Origin of the sequence: Gaoshiqia hydrogeniformans (assembly GCF_049347105.1) — a bacterium.
Lineage (GTDB): Bacteria > Bacteroidota > Bacteroidia > Bacteroidales > Prolixibacteraceae > Gaoshiqia > Gaoshiqia hydrogeniformans.
Genome location: NZ_CP186334.1, coordinates 5,072,432 through 5,096,551, shown reverse-complemented (window position 1 = coordinate 5,096,551; position 24,120 = coordinate 5,072,432). Strand labels below are relative to the sequence as shown.

The window sequence follows — 24,120 nt, the reverse complement described above, 5'->3', positions numbered from 1 at the left end:
AGCAAATGACCTAAAAAAGAGAAAAGATGGAAAGTAGCAGTTTCCACCTCTTCTCAAAAAGTTTAAAAATTATTCATTAAACCAATTCAAAAGTATGAAGAAAAAACGATGTAATGATGGCTTACAGCCATTGTATGACCAAATTTTTAGAAAAATGAAACTAACCATCTTTATTTTATGTGTTACGTTTTTTAGTGGTTTAGCTTCCGGAAGTTATTCCCAGGTAACAAAACTCACGGTTGTGGTCAATAAAGCCACGGTCGAAGATGTTCTTCGTTCCATCGAAAATCAAAGCGAATACCGGTTTTTGTATCACGGGAAAATTGATGTTGATTCGCGCGTATCGGTGAATTTCGTCAATAAAAGTATTTTCGAAATTCTCGATCACGTATTCCAGGACAGCCCTGTAAGCTACGAAGTTGTCGGACGGCAGATTGTACTTTCCACGACAAAAACAGAGGTTAATGTACAGCAGAACGGAACCGTAAGCGGCCTGGTAACAAACAGCGGCGGAGAACCGATTCCCGGAGTGAGTGTCGTGATCAAGGGTACCAATAACGGAACAATCACCGATCTCGACGGAAGATTTACCCTGCAGAACGTAAGATCTGACCAGACCTTGAGTTTTTCATTTATCGGAATGAGAGGCACTGAGATCCTGGTTGGCAGCCAGTCTTCATTTACGGTTATCCTGGAAGAAGAAACCATTGGAATTGACGAGATTGTGGCTGTAGGATACGGGCAGCAGAAAAAAGTGAGCATTACCGGTGCCGTAGGCAGTATTAAGAGTGAAAGTATCAATCGTTTGGCCAACAGCACTACGGCAGCCATGCAGGGAGTTTCGCCCGGCCTGACCATCCTCGATAAGGGCGGTTCCCCCGGACGCGCCAACACAACACTCCGCATCCGCGGGATTACCACCATCAACAACAGCGATGCCTTGTTGCTGGTTGATGGCATCGAACAGCGTATATCAGATATAAACCCGGATGACATTGAAAGTATTTCGGTTTTAAAAGACGCGTCTACCACGGCTATTTACGGTTCGCGGGCAGCCAACGGAGTGGTGCTGATTACCACCAAGCGCGGCAAAGAAGGTAGTGTGAAAATAGACCTCAATAGCTATTGGGGAATGCAAAATGTTACGAATAAGCCCGAACATATGGAAACGGTAGCCTATATGCGGCAGCAAAACTATGCTTTCCAAAATGCAGGGCAAAACCCCCGGTATTCCGAAACCTTTATTCAGGAATGGATTGATAACCATAACAGCGATCCGATTACTTATCGTAAAGCCAACCAATGGCAGGATGCCGTGTACCGGAGTGCATTACAGCAAAACTACAGCCTCACTGTAAGCGGCGGTAACGATAAAGCCAAAGGGTTAATGGGGCTGCGTTATTACAAACAGGACGGCGTGGTGCCAAATTTCAATTCCGATATCAAAGAGATTCGGGTAAATACCGACTTCAAACCCTTTGAACGAATTAAATTGTCGGCCGACGCCAACTTCCGTACCCGCTATTCCATGGCTCCGGTGGGCGCGTACGATTATGATGTGAATGGTGGCGGTATTTTCTATTCGATGTTTCACGCTACACAATTTGTTGTGCCACAATATCCCGATGGCAGTTACGGGCTGGGTAACAAAAATGCCAACCCCTTGTTGCTGGCAAAAATGGCAGGAGACGACGAACAATGGAACAGCCTGTTTATTGGCAGTCTGAAAGCGGAAATTGATTTTTTCGACGGATTAAAGTTTACCACCCAGTATGCCCAGCGTTATGCTTTTAACAAAAACGTGGCTTTCACCAATGCCTATACCGTGGTCGATAAGAATTTCCTCGATTGGGCGGCGACAGCCAGAAACGAGGCATACAACCCGAATGTGAACCGCCAGCGTACGCGGGCAATATCACGTAACAGCATGAATGATTACCGCGACGATCTGAATGAATATACGCTTAACCTGCTGCTGAATTACACGAAGCAACTTGGTAATCACAACCTGCAGGCACTGGCCGGCTTCTCTCAGATAGAGAATAAGTGGTCGCATAACCAGGCCTATCGTCAGGATTTTTACAATAACGAGGTACGGTCCATTAATATGGGGTCTGAAAGCACCTGGAAGGCTTATGGGTATAATAATGAGTATGCCTTACGCTCGTATTTCGGGCGTTTGAACTACAACTATGACAACCGTTATCTGCTCGAAGCGAACCTGCGTTACGACGGTACTTCGCGTTTTACCGGAGATAATCAATTTGGAACATTTCCATCATTTTCAGCTGGTTGGCGCATCTCAAACGAAGCTTTCTGGGGCGACGGCCTTCGCAACATCATTTCCGACCTTAAGCTGAGAGGTTCATGGGGAAAAGCCGGTAACCAAACAGCCGGGTTGTATGCTTTCTATGAGTCTTACACTTCTACAACCTATAATTTTAACGGCGAGGTGGTTCAGGGCTATATGCAAACGTCCCTGGCAAACGATAAACTAAAGTGGGAAACCAGTACCCAGACCGATATCGGTATTGACGCCAGCTTTCTGGGTAGCCGGCTGACCCTTTCAGCCGATTACTATTACAAACGCACCGACGGCATCCTGGTCAATCTACCAATCTCAGGCACGATCGGTCTTGACGCTCCCGTTCAAAACGCCGCTATTGTGGACAATGAAGGATTTGAACTATCGCTGGACTGGAAACACAAAGCGGGTGACTTTTCTTATGGTGCAAACTTCAACATTTCCAATAACCGGAATGAGGTGATCAGTCTCGGCGGGGCCAATCCGACCGTGAGCGGCGGAGCAGCCGACGTGATCACGACGGTCAGGGAAGGATACGCGATCAATTCCTACTGGGGATACCAGACAGGCGGACTCCTGACCCAGGCGGATCTGGACAACGGTTATCCTGTTTATGACAGCCGGATGACATTGGGAGATGTAAAATATATCAATCGCAGTGACGATAATAAGATTGATGCCAGCGATATGACGGTGATTGGCAATGAATTTCCTCGTTTCCCCTTTGCGCTTAGCGGCTATGTAAATTGGAAAGGATTTGACTTTTCGTTTATGCTGCAAGGTGTGATGGATGCGCAAACACGAGTTTCGGGAGCGCTGGCCGAGGGAGGTAATTTTGAGGGCTTTACACTCGATATCTTTAAAGACTACTGGACCTCTGAAAATACAGACGCCCGTTTCCCGCGCCCGAGAAAAAGCGTGGATTATAACGCGATGATGTCGGATTACTGGGTGGTTGATGCGAGTTATATCCGTTTGAAAAACATATCGCTGGGTTATACCTTACCACGTATTCTGAGTCAGAAAATTTATGCAGGTAAAGCGCGCATTTACGTGGCCGGAAGTAATATTCTCACGTTTTCGCCGCTCAAAGAGTGGGGGCTTGACCCGGAATTTGTTTCAGGTCGTTTTCTGTATTATCCGCAAACTTCGGTTTACACCCTCGGTCTTAATTTAACATTTTAATTATTAATCGTATAATATATACCACTATGAAAATAACGATTAAGAGAAAGCTAAAACCATGCATGCCTGGATTTTTATTGTGCCTGCGTAATTTGCTTGACAAACCAAAATATATCTGTGTACTTATCATACTTGGGCTCATAGCCGGATGTAGCGATGTGCTGGACACCGTTCCTACCGATCGCCTGTCATCCCAGGTTTATTGGCAGGCCGACAAGGATGCCGAATATGCCGCTAATGCGGTCTACCGGTTCCTCGAAAGTCCGGTCACCATATTGGGTCGGGATGCGATGTCGGATCTGGTGCGCGCTACCTTTGAAACATCCGACGAAACCAAGGTGGAAGCCAGTATTGCCGATTCGCAGACCAATATTTTTCAAAATACATGGAATGATATGTACAGCGGTATACGCCGTTGTAACGATTATATGGCCAACATTGGCAAAATAACGCCGGCCGATGAGGCAAAAGTAAACCGCCTCACTTCCGAAGTACGTACGCTTCGTTGTTATTTCTATTCGCGCCTGGTTGCTTATTTTGGCGATGTACCTCTGATCGCTACGCCAATTGGCATCAGCGAATCCAAAACGCTTACCCGTACCCCTGTTTCTGAAATATATGAGTTTATTTATACCGAGATTAACGACGCCGTTAACTATTTACCCAAGACAACAGCTGAAAAAGGTCGTGTAACTCAAGGCGCTGCCCTTGGAATTTTGGCACGGACCATGTTGTTTGCCGCCGGTAACGTAACCGGTACCGACAGTAGGGCTAATACGTATTATGAACGCGCAAAGGTTGCTGCTGACGCCGTAATTGCATTAGGCGTATACTCTCTTTTACCAAATTACAAAGACCTGTTTACATACGCGAATGAAAACAACGTTGAAGTGGTTTTCGATAAACAATTTATCAAAGATGTCTATGCCAATTCGGTGATGAACAGCTTTGGAGCTGTTTCGTTGGGAAACAATGGTTCAATGATGTCGCCTACCATACAACTGGTCGATGAATATGAAACCAAAAACGGTAAAAAAATCACCGAAGATGCCGCCTATGACCCGATGAATCCCTATGCAAACCGCGACCCGCGGCTCAGCTATACCCTTTACGTGCCGGGTGACGTGCTGCCAAATGGAACGATCTATGATTCACGCCCGGGATGGAGCAATACCGCCGACGTGATTGGCGCCAGCTACCAGGTGTCCAAAACCGGATTACTGCCTAAAAAATACATTAATCCGGAGGATGTCGGTCAAAGCAACCGAAGCAACTGCGGGATCAACCTGATTATCATCCGGTATGCCGAGATATTGCTGACTGCTGCCGAAGCCAGAATTGAGTTAAACACGGAACCGGGTGTGGCTTTAGGTTACATTAATGATGTACGCCGGCGTGCCGATGTAAATATGCCTCAGTTGGTTGACATTACCGGTCAAAGCGCCCTGCGTGAAGCTGTGCGGCACGAGAGAATGGTGGAACTGGCTCTCGAAGGCAATCGTTTCTTCGACATAAGACGCTGGAAAATTGCAGAAAATGTTTGCAACATGAATCAGATAACCGGAATGCGTTATGTCGATAAAAATACCGGGCAACTGGTTGTCATTACAAATGATTATAAGAAAAAATTCACAGCAAGAGATTACCTCTGGCCAATTCCGTATAATGAGCGGCAACTCAATTCGAATCTTACTCAAAACACGGGGTATTAATACGTAAAAAGCATGATCAGATTATAATCGATTAAATTAAGAATAACCAGCGAGTCCTTGTTGCCCCGGGAATTTCCGGACAGCAAGGACTTACCGTTGATTCAAATATCATCCCGGAATCCATCGGTCGTTCAGGCTTAGGGTGTTTCGGAGAAAATTCATAACAGCGTAAATTGAAACTATGAACACACGTCAAAATTTATCTTTGAACAGCAAAAAGCCTTTTGGGGCAGCCGTTTTGCTGTGCACCTTTGGCTTAGGCTATGCACAGCAGGCCGTGCCGGAAACAAATCGTAAAAATGTAATCCTGTTCCTGGTCGACGACTTAAAACCAACCCTCGGATGTTACGGCGATCCGGTTGCTCTCAGCCCAAATATCGACAAGCTTGCAAGCCGTGGTGTGCGCTTCAATAAAGCCTTTTGTAACCAGGCGGTATGTATGGCATCGCGCTACAACATCATGCTGGGCTCCCGGTCAACAAGCACCGGTTTGTATAATTTCGGGACAGAATTTCGCGATGCATACCCGGATGCCGTCACCTTGCCGCAATATTTCATGAAAGCCGGTTACCATGCCGAATCCATGGGAAAAGTATATCACATCGGGCATGGAAACACCAACGATGAAAGGTCGTGGAGCATTCCTCACCATAAAGAAAAAGTCATTGAATACCTGGTTCCCGAAAGTACCAACCGGAAGCTTACCCGAGAGGAAGCTTTTTTTGAAAATTCACATTTGTATTTTGAAGAGCTTCCGCCGAACCGGGATCTGCCCCGGGGAGCAGCCTGGGAATCGCCCGATGTAACCGATGAGGGCTATGCCGACGGACGCGTGGCCCGGCATGCCATCGACCGTTTGCGCGAGCTGAAGAAAAAACCGGAACAACCGTTTTTTATGGCGATTGGATTTGCCCGTCCGCATTTGCCCTTTAGCGCGCCAAAAAAATACTGGGACCTGTATAAGCCGGAAGAATTACCCATGCCCAAATATGAAAAAGACCCCGAAGGAGCGCCCCGTTACGCAACCAAAAGAGGTGGCGAAATAGATCAGTTTAACCCCATTCCTGTTGGCCAATACGTTTACCCCGATTCACTTACCCGCAAATTAATTCATGGCTATTATGCTTCGATGAGCTATATGGATGCGCAACTTGGGCGGGTGATGGATGAGTTGGAACGTTTAAACATGCTCGAAAATACCATTATTGTCCTGTGGGGCGACCATGGCTGGCATTTGGGCGATCACGGCTATTGGACCAAACATACCAACTACGAACAGGCCAATATCATCCCGATGATCATGGTGGCGCCGGGGATTTCTAAACCAAATTCATCCACCGACCAACTTGTCGAAACAGTCGATATTTATCCGACTTTAGCTGAGCTGGCCGGACTGGAGAAACCCACAGGTCCGCAACCTATTGATGGGATGAGTATGGTTCCTGTTCTGAAAAATACGGGTACAGTTATCCGGAATCATGCCTATCACGCTTTTCCAAAAGATGGACATCTCGGACGCGCCATTCGGACCGATCGCTACCGGCTGGTCGAATGGACCAGTCTCAATAATCCTCAGGAAGAAAAAGGGTATGAGTTGTATGATTACCTGAAGGATCCGCTGGAAACCAGGAATATTTATCAGGAGAATAAAAAGGTTGCAGCAGAACTGAAGGCAATTCTGGCAACCCACCCTGAAGCGAAAAGACAGTATCGCAAGGGAAATAATTAACGGGAATCAATTTGATCATCTCTTTTATTGATCGGTAGATAAAAGAGGAACAGGGCGATAGCCGGAAGTTATTCGAAGAGCCTTACCCGGCCACCCGACCAAAGCCTCATGACCTGGGCGTTCGATAAAACAGACAACTAAATTTTTACCTAAGCTAATTTCAGGATGAAACAAAAATCGATACTCGCCACACTGGCTACTTGCTCGGCATTGTCGTTAAATGCTCAAAATAGTGAAAAGCCAAATCTGGTGCTGTTTTTGGCCGACGACTGCACCTATTTTGACATCGGGTGTTACGGGAGCACCGATTCCCGAACCCCTCATATCGATAAATTTGCCTCGGAGGGGATCCGCTTTACAAATGGTTTTCAGGCGGCTCCCATGTGTTCGCCAACCCGGCATAATTTACTGACAGGTTTATGGCCCGTAAAAACAGGCGCCCATCCCAATCACACGATGGCGAAGGACGGAACTTTAAGTATCGTTCAGCAACTCAAACCGGCCGGTTATCAGGTGGCTTTGGTCGGAAAGTCGCATGTAAACCCGGAATCCGTTTTCCCCTGGGATCTTTATGCTCCGCTTACTAAAAGCAATGATCTGAATTTTGCCGCGATCGATTCGTTCATAAAAGTTTGCGTGTCGAAAGATGAACCGTTTTGCCTGGTGGTTACTTCCAATCAGCCTCATACACCCTGGAATAAAGGAAATCCGGACATGTTTAACCCGGAGACAATCAAACTGCCTCCGTACTACGTGGATATACCCGAAACCCGGCAGTTGTTTTGTAAATACCTGGCCGAAATCAATTACATGGACAGCGAGTTTGGAACCTTGCTTGAAAAACTCGGTAATCACAAGGTTGACGGTAAGTCAGTCGTCGTTTATTTAAGTGAACAGGGCAACAGCCTTCCTTTTGCTAAATGGACCTGTTACGATGCGGGCGTCCATTCGGCTTACATTGTTCGTTGGCCGGAAGTGATTAAACCGGGAATCGTATCGGATGCCATTGTCGAGTATGTTGATCTGGTTCCCACCTTTTTGGAGATAGCAGGAGTTGCTCCTTCCGCTCCTCTGGACGGCAAGAGCATTGTACCCGTTCTGACCGGAAAGGCAACAGAGCATAAACCATATACTTTTTCGATGCAAACCACCCGCGGCATCTATAGTGGAAGCGAGTATTACGGAATTCGGTCGGTTGCTGATAAAAAATACCGTTATGTGGTCAACTTAACACCCGAAGCTGTTTTTCAAAACACCGAAACTGCCGGTCGCCTGTTCAAAGCATGGCAGGATAAGGCAAAGACCGATCCCAATGCCAAATGGTTGACCGAACGATACCAGCATCGTCCGGCTATTGAACTTTATGATGTGGAAAGTGATCGGCATTGTATGAATAACCTGGCCGACAAACCGGAAAGCAAGGCAGTTATTGAGCGGCTGGATAAAGCCTTGAAAGAATGGATGGATTTGTGCGGTGATCAGGGGCAGGAAACTGAAATGGACGCCCTGGATCATCAGCACCGGAATGCTCAGGGCAACATTGGCGAATAAATCGAAAGCATTCATCTGACTGCCAAAAATAAATCAGGGGACAGGCACGAAAAAAATGAGGGTTCGCGTGAGTTAATTTGATGGGTTTGTTTTAATAAAAGCAGAATTAACGAGTAAAATTAAATACAGGAGATGTCCTAAAAATAACATGTTATGATGCAAAAAAAATTATTAAAAATTTTGTGTTTTTCATTGGCTGGATTTGTGCTCCAGTCGTGCCAGCCGGCAACCGAAACAAGTACTGATACGATCACGACTGAGCTTCGTGCGCCGGCTTATCCGCTGATCACGATCGATCCGTACACCTCTGCCTGGTCGAAGGCAGACCGGCTGTTTGACCGGCCGGTGAGCCACTGGACCGGAAGAACCCATTCACTCATTGGGGCCATACGGGTCGACGGTGAAGTTTATCGTTTCCTCGGGAAAGAGGATATCCCGTTAAAAACCTTGTTGCCGATGGCCGGCGAAGAAAAATGGGATGCAAGATATACCGTTAAAACGCCTGATAACGGATGGGAACAAGCCGGTTTTAATGACGGGAAATGGTTAAGCGGCCAAGGAGCCTTTGGTACAGCCGGTCACCAGGTTGCCAACACGGTTTGGGACACCAAAGAAATTTGGCTGCGCCGGGAGTTCGACCTGCCCGAAATTTCAGCGGAAGCAGACCTTTTTCTGGTTTATTCGCACGATGATGATTTTGAACTTTTCCTGAACGGGAAAGAAATCGTCAATACGGGCAACCGGGCCAAAAGAAATGTGGTGTTGAAAATAGACGCCCCCTGGTTAAACAGCAGTGGCAAAAACGTTATTGCCGCTCATTGTTACGATCGGGGAGGCCTGGCTTATGTTGATTTTGGGATTTATACCGAGAGTGACCGGAAAGAAATTTTTGCCCGGCCGGCCGTTCAGAATCAGGTTTCCCTGTCAGCCACCCAGACGCATTATCAGTTTAGCTGCGGTCCGGTTGATTTGAAGCTGCAGTTCGTATCACCCTTATTGCCAGGCGATTTGGATTTGCTGTCGCGCCCGGTGAATTACATCAATTATGAAGTGGTTTCCACCGATGGTAACCCGCATGATGTACAAATCTATTTCGAAGCCACACCCGAATGGGCCGTGAATGAACCTACCCAGGAGGTTGAAGTTACCAAAGGGAAAACCGGTCATATTAGTTATGCCAAAGCCGGTACTACCGAACAGCCGGTTTTAGGCAAGCGGGGTGATGATATCCGGATCGATTGGGGCTATTTTTATTTGGCAGCCAATCAAAATGAAAAATCGTCGGTGGCGATAGGAGAATACTTTCAAACAAAAGCCGCGTTTGCCGAAAAGGGAACTGTTGACAGTGACGGCAAAATAGTGGGTAAACCAAACAGCTCGATGCCGGCCATGGTTTTTGTTGAAAAGATGGGATCGGTTTCGGCCCGGCCGGCAAACGGTTACATCATGCTGGCATACGACGATATCGAGTCGATCCAGTATTTTGGCGACAACCTGAAAGGCTGGTGGACAAATAACGGAACGGTAACGATAAACGATGCTTTGCAGGCCGCATCGGCAGAATACAAGAAGGTGATGAGCCGTTGCGCTGCATTCGATAACCAGCTGTGGAATGAAACGCTCGAAGCCGGCGGTAAAAACTATGCCGACCTGTGTGTGCTGGCTTTCCGCCAGTCGGTTGCCGCCCATAAACTGGTGAAAGATACCCGGGGAAATATCCTGTTCCTGTCGAAAGAAAATTTCAGCAACGGCTCTATTGGTACGGTGGATGTCACCTATCCCTCGGCGCCGCTTTATCTTAAATACAACCCGGAATTATTGAAAGGGATGCTCAACCCGATTTTCTATTATACCGAAAGCGGGAAATGGACCAAGCCTTTTGCCGCACACGATGTGGGTACATATCCGCTGGCTAACGGCCAGACTTATGGCGGCGACATGCCGGTTGAAGAAAGCGGCAATATGCTGATCTTAACCACGGCGATTGCCGCGATGGAAGGGAATGCCGATTATGCCGCTGCACACTGGGAGGCTTTAACCACCTGGGCGAACTACCTGCTCGAAAACGGGCTTGATCCCGACAACCAGTTGTGTACCGACGACTTTGCCGGACACTTCGCCCACAATACCAACCTTTCAGTCAAGGCCATTATGGGCATTGCCGGTTATGGCCGTTTGGCAAGCATGTTGGGCAAAGAAGAAATTGCGGAGAAATACACTTCCGAAGCCCGGCGTATGGCGCAGGAATGGGTGACGATGGCCGATGACGGCGATCATTACCGGTTGACTTTCGATCAGCCCGGAACCTGGAGCCAGAAATATAACCTGGTTTGGGACAAGCTGCTGAAGCTGGACATCTTCCCCAAAGAAGTAGCCCGGACCGAAATCGCGTATTATCTGACCAAACAAAACAAGTACGGTCTTCCGCTGGATAACCGCCGCACCTACACGAAAAGCGACTGGATTGTCTGGACCGCCACCCTGGCCGATGACAAGCAAACTTTTCAACAATTCATCGACCCGCTCCATGCTTTTGTCAGCGAAACCCCCGACCGGGTTCCGATGAGCGACTGGTACGAAACGCCCGATGCCAAACAGGTCGGTTTTCAGGCCCGTTCGGTTGTTGGCGGATATTTTATTAAATTGTTGGAAAATTGAATAAAATGAGTATGAAAAAACAAATTTATTTATTTCTGATGGCCGGTTTATTCGTGTTTACGGCTTGTCAAAACAAGACTGCCAAAACCGAAAAAGCCGAACCTGTTTCAAAAATCTGGACGCTTGAGCAGGCCAAAGCCTGGGGTGATGAACATGGCTGGCTGCGCGGAAGTAATTTCAATTCAAGCACTGCCATTAACCAGTTGGAGACCTGGCAGGCCGAATCGTTCGACCCGGAAACCATCGACCGCGAATTGGGCTGGGCCGAAGAAATTGGCATGAACTGTATGCGGGTATACCTGCACCATGTGGCCTGGGAGGTTGACAAAGAAGGTTTTAAAAGCCGGATGGATCAATACCTGACCATTGCCGACAACCACGGAATCAAAACCATTTTCGTTTTCTTCGACGATTGTTGGAACGCGACCTACCAGGCCGGCAAACAACCCGAACCAAAACCGGGCGTCCACAACTCAGGCTGGGTACGCGATCCGGGTGACTTGCTGCACGAAAAACCCGAACTGATGGAAACCCTTGAAGTGTATGTGAAAGACATCCTGACCACTTTTAAAGATGACAAACGGATTGCCATTTGGGACCTTTATAACGAACCCGGAAATTCGGGCTACGAAAACAAGTCGATGCCTCTTTTGCAAAAGGTATTTGAATGGGGCTGGGAAGTTCGTCCCTCGCAGCCGTTGTCGGTTGGCGTATGGAAACTTTCACTTTCCGATTTGAATAAATTTCAGGTTGAAAATTCCGACATCATCACTTATCACAATTATGAAGGGCCTGATAAACACCAGGCCGCCATTGATACGTTGAAAGTTTACGGTCGTCCGATGGTTTGTACCGAGTACATGGCCCGCCGCAACAACAGCTTGTTTGAAAATATTATGCCCATTTTGAAAGCTGAAAATATTGGCGCAATTAACTGGGGACTGGTAGCCGGAAAATCGAATACCAAGTATGCCTGGAATGAACCTATTCCCGACGGGTCGGAACCTCCGCTTTGGTTTCACGAGATTTTTCATCCCGACGGAACACCCTACAAACAGGAAGAGGTTGATCTGATCAAAAGTCTAACCCTTGTTGAATAAGATTAGGTAATTATGAAACACCTGAAATTTTTGTTCATCATTGCCGCGGCCGGTTTATACCTGATCGGCTGCAGCGAACGAAAAGATAAGAAAGAAAGTTGTATAAACCTGAAAGCGGAGGATTTTCAGACAGTTATAAACGGAAAGCAAACCAATTTGTATTTCCTGCAGAAGGGCGATCTTTCGGCTGCCATTACCAACTATGGCGGAAGGATTGTGGCGCTTTGCGTACCCGGTAAAAATGGCGAAATGGCCGATGTCGTACACGGGTTCAGCAGTATTGGCGGCTATCTGAATGCGAATGAAGTTTTCCACGGGGCGCTGATCGGCCGCGTAGGAAACCGGATTGCCCGCGGTAAGTTTAGTCTGAACGGCGAAGAATACAGCCTGCCCCTGAATAACGGCCTTAACCATTTGCATGGCGGCCCGGGCGGCTTTCACAACGTGGTTTGGGACGTGACGGCGGTTACCGACTCGTCGGTGGTGTTGACCTATCTTTCGGTTGACGGTGAGATGGGATACCCCGGTAACTTAAACGTGGAAGTGATCTATACGCTGACTTCAAAAAATGAAGTAAAAATAGATTACCGCGCGACCACCGACAAAAGCACGCCGGTGAATCTCACGAATCACGCATTTTTCAACCTGGCCGGCGAAGCCAACGGAACCATCAATGACCATTTGTTAACAATTCATGCCGATTATTACACGCCGGTTGATTCAACCTTGATCCCTTTTGGGGAGAATGCTCCGGTAGCGGGAACCCCATTCGATTTCAGAACGGCCAAACCAATCGGGCAGGATTTGCATCAGCAGGCAGAGAACGAACAGCTAAAGAACGGCCTGGGCTACGATCATAACTTCGTGTTAAACCAGCAGCAGCCGGGACAAATGACTTTGGCTGCAGTTGTCGTGGAACCAACCAGCGGACGTAAAATGGAAATTTTCACCGAAGAGCCCGCGTTGCAGTTTTACGGGGGTAATTTCATGGATGGCTCGGATGTGGGTAAGTACGGGAAAACATTCAATTTCCGCGAATCATTTGCTCTGGAAACACAGCATCTTCCCGATTCGCCCAACCAGGAGCAATTTCCGTCGGTGATCCTTCATCCGGGAGACGTGTATCAGACCAGTTCTGTTTATAAGTTCAGTGTTGAAGAATAAGTGTGAATATTTATCAGATGAAAGAATTGAGTGTACACCGACAGGCCTCTGATAAGGCTAAATCTTTGACGATTAACTTTCGTTAACCTAACTTTTGGCTTCTTAACGATTGTTTGCCTTATCTTTGTTTCAGCAAGAAAGTAGTGTTACACACATAATTTTTTTCATAGAATAAGTTTGGTTGAGTTAGAAAAAGGATGGTGCCCCCCATCCTTTTTTATTTAATACTCCTGTCAAAAATTCGTCGTCCGCTTCATCAGCCTGAATAATTTTCATGTTAATTTCTGATCATCAGACATTTTGTCTTTTTGTTTTTCGATTTTCTTCTGTGGCTGGTTATTTGAAAAAGCAACAGGGCCGTCGATCCATGACGCTGCAGGTTGGCGGTTAAACGAATAAAATGAAGCAATAAGGAGGAAAACAATGAACTTTAATCATTTCACCATTAAATCGCAGGAAGCATTGCAACATGCTTTCGAAATAGCCGGTGGCAAACAACAACAGGCCATCGAAAACGGCCATGTGCTGAAAGGTTTGTTACATGCGGCCGAGAATGTAACCGGTTACCTGTTAAAGAAACTTGGCGTCAACCTTCCGGTCTTTCAACAGGCCCTCGACCGCGTGGTCGATACTTATCCGAAAGTTTCGGGCGGAGAACAATATTTGTCGGGAGATACCAACAAAGCCCTGCAAAAGGCGATGGACATTTCCCGGAAAATGGGCGATCAGTTTGTATCGGTCGAACATATTCTGCTGGCCTTACTCGAGACAGGGGATACGATTTCGACCTTGCTGAAAGACAACGGAGTGACCCGCAAAGATTTGGAAGCGGCAGTTGCCGACCTGCGCAAGGGAGCCAGGGTGGAAAGTCAAACCGCCGAAGATCAGTTTAACTCGTTAAATCGGTTCGCGATTAATTTGAATGAACGCGCACGAAGCGGGAAACTTGACCCGGTGATCGGAAGGGATGAAGAAATCCGCCGGTTGTTGCAGATCCTTTCGCGAAGAACAAAGAATAATCCGGTTTTAATCGGGGCGCCCGGAACGGGTAAAACAGCAATTGCCGAAGGCTTGGCCCACCGGATCGTACGCGGCGACGTGCCCGAAAACCTGAAATCGAAACAATTGTTTTCGCTCGACATGGGGGCTCTGATTGCCGGCGCCAAATACAAAGGCGAATTTGAAGAACGACTGAAGGCCGTAGTTAACGAAGTGATCAAAGCCGACGGCGAAGTGATTTTGTTTATCGATGAGATACATACGCTGGTTGGAGCCGGTAAAAGCGAAGGCGCCATGGATGCGGCCAATATCCTGAAACCGGCCCTGGCCCGGGGCGAATTACGCGCCATTGGCGCCACCACCCTCGATGAGTATCAGAAATACTTTGAAAAAGATAAAGCGCTGGAACGACGTTTTCAGATCGTCATGGTGAATGAACCCGATACCCTGAGCGCCATTTCGATTTTGAGGGGACTGAAAGAACGTTACGAAACCCACCACCGGGTGCGGATTAAAGATAACGCGATTATTGCTGCCGTGGAGCTGTCTCAGCGCTATATTTCAGACCGCTTTTTGCCCGATAAGGCCATCGACCTGATGGACGAGGCCGCCGCTAAACTTCGGCTCGAGATGGATTCTGTGCCTGAAGAACTGGACGAGATCGAACGTAAAATCAAACAACTTGAAATTGAACGCGAGGCGATTAAACGTGAAAAAGACGAGCAGAAACTGGCGTCGCTGAACGAAGAAATTGCCAATCTGAAAGAAGAACAGTCGCGCTACCGGGCACAGTGGGAGATGGAAAAATCGTTGATTGACGGAATTCAACAAAATAAAACGGAGATCGAAAACCTCAAGTTCGACGCCGAGCAGGCAGAGCGTTCGGGCGATTACGGACGGGTGGCCGAGATCAGGTACGGAAAAATCAAAGAGGCCGAAGAAGAAATTGTCCGCCTGCAAAAAGAATTGCAGTCCATTCAGGGTGATTCGCTCATTAAAGAAGAAGTGGACTCGGAAGATATTGCCGAAGTGGTTGCCCGCTGGACCGGTATTCCGGTGTCGAAGATGATGCAGAGCGAACGGGAAAAATTGCTGCATCTTGAGGACGAATTGCACAAGCGGGTGGTTGGCCAGGAGGAAGCCATCCGGGCGGTGTCCGACGCAGTCAGGCGCAGCCGGGCAGGTTTGCAGGACGAGAAAAAGCCAATCGGTTCGTTTATCTTTCTGGGAACCACCGGTGTGGGAAAAACGGAGCTGGCAAAAGCGTTGGCCGGGTACCTGTTCGACGATGAGAACATGATGACCCGGATTGACATGTCGGAATACCAGGAAAAATTTTCCGTCACCCGGCTTATCGGCTCGCCCCCGGGATATGTTGGTTACGAAGAAGGCGGACAATTAACCGAGGCCGTCAGGCGGAAACCTTATTCGGTGGTGTTGTTCGATGAGATTGAAAAAGCCCATCCCGATGTGTTCAATGTTTTATTACAGGTACTGGACGACGGCCGTTTAACCGATAACAAAGGGCGGGTGGTCAATTTTAAAAACACGATCATCATTATGACCTCAAACCTGGGCTCTCACCTGATCAGGGAAGGTTTTGAGCAGGTGAACGAGCGTAACAGCGCGGAAGTGTTTGAACAGGTGCGGAAAGCGGTTTTCGATTTACTCAGGAAAACCATTCGGCCTGAATTTCTGAACCGGATTGATGAAACCATCATGTTTACCCCCTTGAGCCGGGAGAATATGAAGGAAATTGTATTGATCCAGTTTGACCGGATTGTAAAGCGGATGGCCAATCAAAACCTGGACGTGGAAATGACCGATCGGGCAGTTAACTGGCTGGCTGCAGTGGGCTACGACCCGCAACATGGCGCCCGTCCGGTAAACCGCTTACTGCAGCGTTATGTGCTGAACGAACTGTCCAAACAAATCCTTTCCGGAAATCTTGGCGTCGACCAGACGATACGGATTGATGTGGAAGATGATGAATTGAAGTTTACAGCACATTAAAGATAACAGGAGTTGCGCTGAACACATCATACAGACGTATCCGGCCCGCATGGAGGCGTAATTGGATCATTGTCAGGGCGCTTTCGGCGCAGCTCCTTATTTCAGATTTTTCAAGTCTTCCAGCAACTCCTTTTCGGCGATCGAAATGATTTTCTCAAATTCGGCCAGGTGGTCGGCGTAAGTATCAATTCCGGCCAGTTGCTGGGTTTTTAACTGAAGCTGTTTTAGGCTGACACCTAAATCGTTCAGTCCGAAAGTCATTACCGATGCTTTTGCCTTATGGGCAAGTTCTCCAAGTTCTTTCCATTGCTGATTTTCGAAACAGGTAGTCAAACCGGTTCTGAATTCTTCGATTTGTCCGATAAATATCTCGATGAATTCTTTGATGATTTCACTTTCTCCTCCGGTTACCTCTTGTAAATAACTTAGGTCGGTTAATCGTTGATTTCCCATTTTTTTTAAATTATTCGGTATGCAAGTATAATAAAAAAAGTAATCATGTTGATAAATTGGGACGATTATCCTGATCAGATTCATCAGCTTAAAAAATAATAGTAGCCTGTTTTCTGACTTTTTTCATGATTTTATGACACTGGCGGATTGATGTATTTACCCGAAAAGAGTGACAGATAATTTTTCCGCCCATTTGTTTTTCCTCCAGCTACCCCTCGTCTTAGCGTCAGCGGTGACGGGTAAGCTGGTTGTCGTTTGCAACGACGATAAACAGACGTGTTGCATTGAAAGGCATTTCTTAATATCTTTCAATCAAAAATGTCTGCCGACAACTATTTTATCACCGATCAAAATGCCGTTTACTTTTTAACTTTCACCGTGATTGATTGGATTGATGTGTGTACACGGAAAGAATATAAAATTGTCATAGCTGATTCATTGAACTATTGCATCGAAAATAAAGGATTGGAAGTCTACGTGTGGCGTTTGATATCAAATCATTTCCCTCCGCCGGCGCGGCTTTGCAAACCGTGCTTTGAAAAAGCAAAAAAATGACTTGTCCGGATTTCAACGGAATTTGCCCAATTGGGCAAAGGCACAAATTGCAAATTTGCGCCAGCGGAGGGAAAGCAATTGCTAACTCAAAAAGAGCAACTATTATCTTCGGGGACCTTAAAATTAATCCTGAAAAAATTGAGAAACTGTTTAAATTTAATTTTATTGTTCCGTTAGGAACAAAATATGGGTAGAAAATCAATGATTTAGGTGTTCTCTCGTCCCGTACGTGACAAAATGTACTGGTAGACGACTAACTTTCTACCCATATATTTTCCCTCCGGGAAATTTTTAAACAGTCACTGAAAAGGCAACCCTCTGTTTTCCATGTTAAATAACATATATTTATTTTTTTATTCTTTTGGGGCGTCGTTATCTCCTGTTCTAAATCGAGTGAAACAAAAATTAAGAGACTGTTTTGATTTTAAATTTAAAAAATATTATAGCGCAATTAACACCAAGGTGTTTATAATTAAAAAATTGGTTATCAGCTAACTATATCAGGTTAGATTTTCTTTGCACTAAAATAACGACAAATTAGTGTACGATGAAAATTTACCCAAGTGATTTAACCGATAACCAGTGGCAAGTTATAAAAGATTTGTTTGAACAAGAGCGAAAAAGAAAACATAGTTTACGATCAATTGTGAATGCAATTTTGTACATAACCAAATCCGGTTGCCAATGGCGGATGCTCCCCAACGACTTTGCGCCATGGCAGACAGTTTATTATTACTTCAGACAGTGGAAGTTAAACGGGCTTTTGGAGGAATTGCATGATTATCTTGTCGAAAAGGTCAGGGTGCAAAAAGGCAGAAACCCTGTTCCATCTGTTGGCATAATTGACAGTCAATCCGTTAAAACAGTCAATGTTTGTCAAGACGAGATTGGGTATGATGGCGGCAAAAAGATTAAGGGCAGAAAAAGGCACATTGTTGTTGATACCCTTGGCTTACTACTGGCCATTGTAGTCCATTCAGCAACGCCACATGACAGCAAGGCCGCAGAACTTGTATTTAAAATCCTTAAAAATAAATACATAAAAGGGATCGTAAAAATATTTGCCGATGGCGGTTATCGGGGGGAATTAATAGAGACAGCCAGGATAAAATTTGGTTGGGCCCTCGAAATTGTCAAAAGAAATGAAGCCCACAAATTCAAAATCCTGCCTAAAAGATGGATTGTTGAAAGAACATTTGCCTGGATTTCATTTCAACGACGGACCTCGAAAGACTATGAAAGGTTGACCGAAACAAGTGCAGCCTTTGTCCAATTATCAATGATAAGATTGATGCTTAACAAATTTTGACAATGATTTCAAAACAGTCTCTAAGCTCAATAATGTTATAAGACATATTGAGTGTATTGATTGATTATCGTAGTTTTGGTTTTAATTAAACCGAACCCAAGTACATTTCTATTTAAGACCATTTTAAAAATTCCCAACTATTCAATAACCCATGATTCGGTCTCAATATGAATAACACACTTCTTGATAACAGTATAACGAATCGACTTAAAGTCCGGCTTGAAATTCTTGAAGAGTTTTTATCGAATAAATCAATAGGTATCCAATCAACTGGATTGTTTCATGGGAAAATGGGACTCGCCGTCTTTTATTATCATTTGAGCAAAGTGGAAAATTGTAAAGAAAATGAGAATAAGGCGGATGAGTTTATCGATAGTATTTATGAAGCATTAAATTCAGCGAATGTGTCTCCCGATTTTGAAAATGGTGCGGCTGGAATTGGATGGGGAATTGAATATTTGACACAGAATGGATTTTTGGAAGCTGATACCGACGAAGTACTGGAAGAAGTTGACAATAGAGTATATAAGCACATTGTGTTTGAGGAGAATTTGCCTATAAATGTCGGTAACGGTTTATTAGGCTATGCATTTTATATATTGAAAAGATTGGAGAGTTGTCATAATCCTGCCCTGTCCAGGCTGCTTGAAATGTTGTTGATTGAAATTGTAAATAAAGTAGTTGTGTTGGTGGATAAGCAGCTATTAAAATTCTCAGAACCCTCGGGCTTTAATTTGTTTTGGGAGCTTCCTTTGACGCTGCTGGTGTTTGGGAAGGTGCTTGAAAAAGGAATTTATAGCAATAAAATTTATCAATTATTAAAAGAACTTACCCCCGTAATTTGTACGCTTTTTCCCTTGTTACACTCCAACAGAGCTTATTTGTTGTTAGGCCTGCATGCTGTTAATAAACATTGGAAACTCCCACATTGGAAAGAGCATGCCGATATTTTGGCATCCAACACCTCTCTTTTATCCATCTTGAATACAGAATTTTACGATAAGAATATATTCTTACGGAACGGAATGTCCGGGGCTTTTTTAATAGCCCAAACCGTATCTGAGCTAAATATACTGCCTAATACCAAGCTTATTCCGGAAAATTGGACAAAAAAAATTCTTGAATCATCAATGTGGGATATACTGCATAATGAAGAAAAGCCTGCACCTGCGGCGCTGGAATTTTTAGGAGGATTCCCCGGGGTTTTAACCGCTTTGACACAGAATAACAACCTTAGACTGTCCTAAGATGTCGTTTGGACGCTTCCCATATGAATACCAACTTGATACCATGGACTGTGGTCCGGCCTGCCTGAAGATGATATGTAGATACTTGGGGAAGTATTATTCGTTGCCATACTTGCGCGATTTATGCGGCATTACCCGCGAAGGTGTTTCGTTTTTAGACTTAAGTTATGGCGCTGAAAAGATAGGTTTACATACCCTGGCTATTAAAGCAGATATTCAAACCTTGCATGAAAAAGTACCGCTCCCTTGTATTGTTCATTGGAATAACAGCCACTTTATTGTTGTTTATAAAAGTACCAAACAGAAAATATTTGTTTCCGATCCGGCCAAAGGATTAATCAGTTACAGTTACGAAGAATTTAAAAATGGTTGGTATAAAAAGGATGAAGAAACCGGAGCGATTCTGGCCCTTGAGCCGATGTCTGACTTTCTTCAACGGGATCTTGAAGAACGGACTGAACGGAAAAAGACTTTTCAAAACGTTCTCGGGTACTTTCTGCCTTACAAAAAGAATTTCACGACCATTTTTATTATCATGCTCATTGCTACTGCCTTGCAAGGGCTGTTGCCTTTTATATCCAAAGCGGTCATTGATGTGGGAATTCAAACCCATGATCTGGACTTTATCAACCTTGTATTAATAGCCAATATTGTGATCATTGTGAGTGTAACGGTTTCGGGAGCAATCCGAGATTGGCTGCTGTTGCATATTACCGCAAGGGTAAACATTGCCCTGATTTCGGATTACCTGATCAAACTGATGCAATTGCCGGTCACTTTTTTCGAAAACAAGATGATTGGGGATATCCTCCAACGCGCACAGGATCATGAGCGCATCCGAAATTTCATCATGAACAACTCGCTGAACTTGATTTTTTCCACCCTCACATTTGTAACTTTTGGTATTATTCTTTTGATTTATAATATCATCATTTTTGCAATATTCCTTGTTGGTAGCATCATTTATGTGGGTTGGGTGCTGGGCTTTTTGAAAGTACGTAAAAAACTCGACTGGGAATATTTCGCTTTGGTTTCACAAAACCAGAGTTACTGGGTCGAAACCGTTGGAGCTATCCAGGACATTAAAATCAACAATTACGAAAAACAGAAACGATGGAAATGGGAAAATATTCAGGCCAAACTATACAAGGTAAACCTGCGGGTATTGAATGTGACCAACGCCCAAAACATGGGCGCTCAGTTTATCCAGAGTATTAAAAACCTGTTGATTACCTTTTATTGTGCCAAGGCGGTTATTGGAGGCGAAATAACCTTTGGGATCATGATCTCTACTCAGTTTATTATTGGAATGCTTAATTCGCCGCTCACCCAATTTATCAGTTTTGTTATCTCTGCCCAGTATGCCAAAATAAGTTTTCTTCGCATCAACGAAATTCATCAATTAATGGATGAGGAAGACACGGTTGTAACCAATAGCCTAAACATTCCCGATCACAAAAGCCTGTTTCTGAAAAATGTTTCTTTTCAATATACTCCTACTGCACCATTTGTGCTAAAGCAAGTTAATCTCATTATTCCTGAAGGAAAAGTTACCGCTTTTGTCGGAGGAAGCGGAAGTGGCAAATCAACGCTGCTTAAACTCATGCTACGTTTATATAATCCTTCGTTTGGTGAAATTCTGATCGGTAACATGAATATTTCGAATTTAAGCCTTCGGGAGTGGCGCGACCATTGCGGCGTGGTAATGCAGGATGGCAAAATATTCAACGATACCATTTTAAATAACGTTACGCTTGATGACGAGGAGATTGATTATGGGCGGTTAAAAGAAGCCGTTCGCATCGCTAATATTGCCGGAGAGATTGAGCAAATGCCGCAAGGTTATCAGACCAAAATAGGAGAAGTTGGCCGTGGTCTTAGCGGTGGGCAAAAACAACGCATACTCATTGCCCGGGCATTGTATAAAAATCCATCCTTCCTGTTTCTCGATGAAGCAACTAATGCATTGGATGCCATCAACGAGCATAAAATTGTACAGGCATTAAACCACGCCTTCGAAAAACGGACCGTTGTTGTAGTTGCCCACCGGCTAAGTACAATTATGAACGCCGATCAGATTGTGGTATTGAAAGGCGGGATGATCATTGAAATGGGTAACCACGAAAAACTAATGGAAAAACGCGGGCATTATTTCGAATTGGTTGACAAACAGATGGGAATTTGGGGCGTGAATGGGATCACAAAGAATGAAGTTTTACAGACTGAAGCAGTAAGCTGATATGGAGAAAGATAAATTAGAATACACAGCCCACCGTACCGAAGAAGTGCGCGATGTCATCGACCGGATGCCTTACCGGCCGGGCAGGATGGTGGCCCTATTGATTGCCGGGCTTTTCATTTTGTTGGTTTCGTTGGGCTGGATCATTGAATATCCCGAAACGGTTTCTGGTCCGGTTACCGTTACCGCCAGACAGGCTCCGGTGCGTTTGGTATCCAACAGCTCCGGCAAGCTGCACCTTCTGAAAGAAAACGGGGACAGTCTTCTCGAAAACGATGTGATCGCGGTAATGGATAACCCGGCCAACCTGGCCGATGTTTTTTTGGTAGAACAGTTTGTTGCCGATAAACCGCTTGATTCACTCATTTTTATTACAGAAGAAGCGAAACTACCGATGGTTACAGCTTTGGGTGAACTAAGTTCAATATACTACTCGTTTTGCGATGCTTTTGAGAAAATGGCGCAATACAATACCTGGCAACCCTACCAGAAAAAGCGGGAAAGTTTAAAAACGCAACTGGAAGCACAAACGCAATTGTTGCAGCACAACCGACAGCAAATGGATACGAAAAAGCAAAGTTTAAAGATTGCCGGCAAAAACCTCCACCGCGACAGTATTTTGTTTCGCTCGTCAGCTATTGCCGAACTAAACCTCGACCAGTCGTCGGTTTCTTATCTCGGGCTTTTGGAAAGCACACAAGCCATGAATAAGGAAGAAGCATCGTACCGATACCAAGTGAACGATATACGCCACAAACTGCAATTGTTACAGGTTGAACAGCGACAAACAGAGCAGCAATTGCGGATGGAGTTGATTACCTGCTATAACGAGCTAGTGAACGGTATCAGGCACTGGAAACAGCGCTACTTATTTCTCGCCCCTTTTGCCGGAACGTTGGAGAACCTGAACTTTTGGCGCGAAAACGATTTTTTACAGGCCGGGGCCGAAGTCTTTTCAGTGTTACCAGCCGATAACCCTTTGCTGGGCCAGGTTTACCTGCCCTCGCATGGAGCTGGTAAAGTAAGTATTGGGCAAAAAGTAATTATAAAGCTCGATAATTATCCTTACATGGAATATGGCTCGATTGACGGGCAAGTCAGTTCGATCTCGATGCTGACCAACCAAGCCGAGCTTGCTGCTAGACAAAATAATCTCCATACGTATTTGGTAACCGTGGCTTTGTCCAAACGCTTAACCACCAATTATGGGGCAACGCTCGACTTTCGTTACGAAACCAAAGGCATGGCCCAGATTGTAACCAAACCCCGCAAACTTTTGGAGCGGATGTTCGATAACCTCAAATACATCGCCAGTAAAAAGTAAACTAAATTATTAATTTTAAAATTTTTGATTATGAAAAAATTAGAAAAATTGACGTTGAAAGAGCTGTGTGATTCAACTCTATTGCTAAACCCTGATGAAGCAAATGCCACAAAAGGTGGGTATACTTTTGAACAATATGAAAGTATGCTTGCAAATGGAACCTGGACTGAAGGGTATGTGGATGGTATGGGATATATTGGATACACATCCCCAGATATGTTTGGGTATGGAGGATCAGCAACAGCAACTTCCTTCTCGGATTGGTCTTCAGGAAATGTTTCCGGTTTAGCAGAAATAGTTGCAAAAGCAATTTTGGGAGAAGTTCCATTGGTTGGTTCAGCTGTTGGCGTTGGAAGTGATTTGGTGAATGATACAAAATGGGAAATAAACACTGCTCTTTTGAATGCTGGCTATACTGGATCTAACGCCATATATTTGGTGAGCACATCTGGCGGCTACTATGTTTACAGTGAGAGCGGAACTTTGATTTACAGTAAATAATGCTTTAGAAATATAACTTATCTCGACCTATACCCTTTTAATATGACATACAAGTACTTATTATTCATCATTTTGT

14 protein-coding genes are annotated in these 24,120 nt (G+C 45.2%); 13 read left to right on the top strand and 1 reads right to left on the bottom strand.

Annotated features, from left to right (window positions below; genetic code table 11):
• The first annotated feature begins 154 nt into the window (after nucleotides 1–154).
• The 8 genes from ACOIT5_RS20230 to clpB all read left to right on the top strand — a co-directional run bounded on the left by ACOIT5_RS20230 (nucleotide 155) and on the right by clpB (nucleotide 16,416).
• A complete protein-coding gene (locus ACOIT5_RS20230) occupies nucleotides 155–3,490 on the top strand; it encodes a TonB-dependent receptor (RefSeq protein WP_423127979.1) in 3,336 nt (1,111 codons plus the stop codon).
• A 62-nt stretch (nucleotides 3,491–3,552) separates the two neighbouring features.
• The gene (locus ACOIT5_RS20225; RefSeq protein WP_423127978.1) at nucleotides 3,553–5,202 is read left to right on the top strand and encodes a RagB/SusD family nutrient uptake outer membrane protein; all 1,650 of its coding nucleotides are present in this window, start codon (nucleotides 3,553–3,555) and stop codon (nucleotides 5,200–5,202) included.
• Between the two features lie 181 nt (nucleotides 5,203–5,383).
• Nucleotides 5,384–6,931, top strand: coding sequence for a sulfatase (locus ACOIT5_RS20220; RefSeq protein WP_423127977.1), 1,548 nt, complete (start codon nucleotides 5,384–5,386; stop codon nucleotides 6,929–6,931).
• A 165-nt stretch (nucleotides 6,932–7,096) separates the two neighbouring features.
• Nucleotides 7,097–8,482 carry a sulfatase family protein gene (locus ACOIT5_RS20215; protein ID WP_423127976.1) on the top strand — a complete coding sequence of 462 codons (1,386 nt, stop codon included), beginning with the start codon at nucleotides 7,097–7,099 and terminating at the stop codon, nucleotides 8,480–8,482.
• A 153-nt stretch (nucleotides 8,483–8,635) separates the two neighbouring features.
• Nucleotides 8,636–11,140 (top strand): glutaminase family protein, encoded by a 2,505-nt coding sequence (locus ACOIT5_RS20210; RefSeq protein ID WP_423127975.1) that lies wholly within the window; start codon nucleotides 8,636–8,638, stop codon nucleotides 11,138–11,140.
• 11 nt (nucleotides 11,141–11,151) lie between these two features.
• Entirely contained in the window at nucleotides 11,152–12,240 is a 1,089-nt protein-coding gene (locus ACOIT5_RS20205; RefSeq protein ID WP_423127974.1) for a hypothetical protein, read from the top strand.
• Between the two features lie 12 nt (nucleotides 12,241–12,252).
• Nucleotides 12,253–13,404 (top strand): aldose epimerase family protein, encoded by a 1,152-nt coding sequence (locus ACOIT5_RS20200; protein WP_423127973.1) that lies wholly within the window; start codon nucleotides 12,253–12,255, stop codon nucleotides 13,402–13,404.
• 423 nt (nucleotides 13,405–13,827) lie between these two features.
• Entirely contained in the window at nucleotides 13,828–16,416 is a 2,589-nt protein-coding gene (gene clpB / locus ACOIT5_RS20195) for an ATP-dependent chaperone ClpB (protein ID WP_423127972.1), read from the top strand.
• Nucleotides 16,417–16,512: 96 nt separating this feature from the next.
• Here clpB and ACOIT5_RS20190 read toward each other — a convergent pair whose 3' ends face one another.
• Nucleotides 16,513–16,869 (bottom strand): hypothetical protein, encoded by a 357-nt coding sequence (locus tag ACOIT5_RS20190; RefSeq protein WP_423127971.1) that lies wholly within the window; start codon nucleotides 16,867–16,869, stop codon nucleotides 16,513–16,515.
• A 1,102-nt stretch (nucleotides 16,870–17,971) separates the two neighbouring features.
• Between ACOIT5_RS20190 and ACOIT5_RS20185 the strand changes: the two genes are divergently transcribed.
• The 5 genes from ACOIT5_RS20185 to ACOIT5_RS20165 all read left to right on the top strand — a co-directional run bounded on the left by ACOIT5_RS20185 (nucleotide 17,972) and on the right by ACOIT5_RS20165 (nucleotide 24,044).
• A complete protein-coding gene (locus ACOIT5_RS20185) occupies nucleotides 17,972–18,733 on the top strand; it encodes an IS5 family transposase (protein WP_423126326.1) in 762 nt (253 codons plus the stop codon).
• Between the two features lie 167 nt (nucleotides 18,734–18,900).
• Nucleotides 18,901–19,980: a lanthionine synthetase LanC family protein gene (locus tag ACOIT5_RS20180; protein WP_423127970.1), complete on the top strand. Its 1,080-nt coding sequence runs from the start codon at nucleotides 18,901–18,903 to the stop codon at nucleotides 19,978–19,980.
• 1 nt (nucleotide 19,981) lies between these two features.
• Nucleotides 19,982–22,219 carry a peptidase domain-containing ABC transporter gene (locus ACOIT5_RS20175; RefSeq protein ID WP_423127969.1) on the top strand — a complete coding sequence of 746 codons (2,238 nt, stop codon included), beginning with the start codon at nucleotides 19,982–19,984 and terminating at the stop codon, nucleotides 22,217–22,219.
• 1 nt (nucleotide 22,220) lies between these two features.
• Nucleotides 22,221–23,543 carry an HlyD family secretion protein gene (locus tag ACOIT5_RS20170; protein ID WP_423127968.1) on the top strand — a complete coding sequence of 441 codons (1,323 nt, stop codon included), beginning with the start codon at nucleotides 22,221–22,223 and terminating at the stop codon, nucleotides 23,541–23,543.
• A gap of 30 nt (nucleotides 23,544–23,573) precedes the next feature.
• Nucleotides 23,574–24,044, top strand: a complete 471-nt coding sequence (locus ACOIT5_RS20165; RefSeq protein ID WP_423127967.1) for a hypothetical protein — start codon at nucleotides 23,574–23,576, stop codon at nucleotides 24,042–24,044.
• Nucleotides 24,045–24,120: the final 76 nt, after the last annotated feature.

Coding starts and splice junctions, on each gene's coding strand:
- ACOIT5_RS20230 (WP_423127979.1), top strand. CDS start 155: ATGAAACTAACCATCTTTATTTTATGTGTTACGTTTTTTAGTGGTTTA.
- ACOIT5_RS20225 (WP_423127978.1), top strand. CDS start 3,553: ATGCCTGGATTTTTATTGTGCCTGCGTAATTTGCTTGACAAACCAAAA.
- ACOIT5_RS20220 (WP_423127977.1), top strand. CDS start 5,384: ATGAACACACGTCAAAATTTATCTTTGAACAGCAAAAAGCCTTTTGGG.
- ACOIT5_RS20215 (WP_423127976.1), top strand. CDS start 7,097: ATGAAACAAAAATCGATACTCGCCACACTGGCTACTTGCTCGGCATTG.
- ACOIT5_RS20210 (WP_423127975.1), top strand. CDS start 8,636: ATGATGCAAAAAAAATTATTAAAAATTTTGTGTTTTTCATTGGCTGGA.
- ACOIT5_RS20205 (WP_423127974.1), top strand. CDS start 11,152: ATGAAAAAACAAATTTATTTATTTCTGATGGCCGGTTTATTCGTGTTT.
- ACOIT5_RS20200 (WP_423127973.1), top strand. CDS start 12,253: ATGAAACACCTGAAATTTTTGTTCATCATTGCCGCGGCCGGTTTATAC.
- clpB (WP_423127972.1), top strand. CDS start 13,828: ATGAACTTTAATCATTTCACCATTAAATCGCAGGAAGCATTGCAACAT.
- ACOIT5_RS20190 (WP_423127971.1), bottom strand. CDS start 16,869: ATGGGAAATCAACGATTAACCGACCTAAGTTATTTACAAGAGGTAACC.
- ACOIT5_RS20185 (WP_423126326.1), top strand. CDS start 17,972: ATGAAAATTTACCCAAGTGATTTAACCGATAACCAGTGGCAAGTTATA.
- ACOIT5_RS20180 (WP_423127970.1), top strand. CDS start 18,901: ATGAATAACACACTTCTTGATAACAGTATAACGAATCGACTTAAAGTC.
- ACOIT5_RS20175 (WP_423127969.1), top strand. CDS start 19,982: ATGTCGTTTGGACGCTTCCCATATGAATACCAACTTGATACCATGGAC.
- ACOIT5_RS20170 (WP_423127968.1), top strand. CDS start 22,221: ATGGAGAAAGATAAATTAGAATACACAGCCCACCGTACCGAAGAAGTG.
- ACOIT5_RS20165 (WP_423127967.1), top strand. CDS start 23,574: ATGAAAAAATTAGAAAAATTGACGTTGAAAGAGCTGTGTGATTCAACT.